The sequence below is a fragment of the Aquabacterium sp. UBA2148 genome, from assembly GCF_002328915.1.
GTDB lineage: Bacteria > Pseudomonadota > Gammaproteobacteria > Burkholderiales > Burkholderiaceae_C > Aquabacterium > Aquabacterium parvum.
Genome location: NZ_DCXA01000264.1, coordinates 1 through 825, shown reverse-complemented (window position 1 = coordinate 825; position 825 = coordinate 1). Strand labels below are relative to the sequence as shown.

The 825-nt window shown below is 62.9% G+C and carries 2 protein-coding genes; both read right to left on the bottom strand.

Annotated features, from left to right (window positions below; genetic code table 11):
* Window positions 1–343: hypothetical protein (locus B2W70_RS14745; protein ID WP_286746797.1), on the bottom strand; the 343-nt coding region annotated here is incomplete at its 3' end.
* Entirely contained in the window at window positions 340–795 is a 456-nt protein-coding gene (locus tag B2W70_RS14740; RefSeq protein ID WP_286746796.1) for a hypothetical protein, read from the bottom strand. The genes B2W70_RS14745 and B2W70_RS14740, both read right to left, overlap by 4 nt.
* Between the last annotated feature and the right edge of the window lie 30 nt (window positions 796–825).

Genomic DNA, 825 nt, shown 5'->3' with positions numbered 1-825 from the left:
TCTGGTTCGCACCCTCGCCCAGCAAGGCGTCGATCAAGACAACGGGTTTGGCTGGGTCGTTGGTGAAGGATGAGGCGTCGTCACCACTGGCGTAGCCCGCCAACCAGGTGCTCTTGGGTGTTTCGACCACGCCGGTGCAGAACTGCTCCATGGCGCGCTGCTTCACAAAGGCGAGGCTGCCTGCGCTGTCCTCGGCGGGCGTGGCGCCTGCGTTGCCGCGAGCCCTGATCACGGTGCCGAAGTACAGCAGCATGGCGAGCAGCAGCAACGCACCGATGACCAGCTTGGGGCGTTGTTGGATGGGCTTGGGTGGGGGCGTGTGGGTGTCCGCTGGATTTGTCATGGATTTAGGGTGGGTGCTGAGGTCGAGGTGGGAACAGGTGCCCTCGGTGTGGCTTTGCTTGCTTCGACCCACGGCATTTGCAAAAAAACGCAGCGTTCTGGCACGCGGCCTTCGCCTGCGCGGCATGCCACCAGCCTTGCGCCATCGGAAGAAAGACGGGCTTTGACCTGATCGAAGCGAAGCCACACAGGCTTCGACAGGATGGCCAAAGCATCCGCAGGCAAGTTGGGGTCAGGCGGCAGCCAGAACGGGGCCAGGTGATACCAAACGCCACGTTGGTGGTGCAGCACCATGGCGCCAGCGTAATGACGACTCTGGAAAAAACTGACCGGGGCATGTTTCGCCTTGGCCGCGAGTTTCCAGTCATCTGCCTCGACGGGGCCAAGCGACGGGGGCTTCGGGTCTGCTGAATCGATGGTCGATGTCGATGGCGAGCCATCGACCGCCAGCACTTCAAGCCGGCCCGTTTGGTGCGTGCGCAG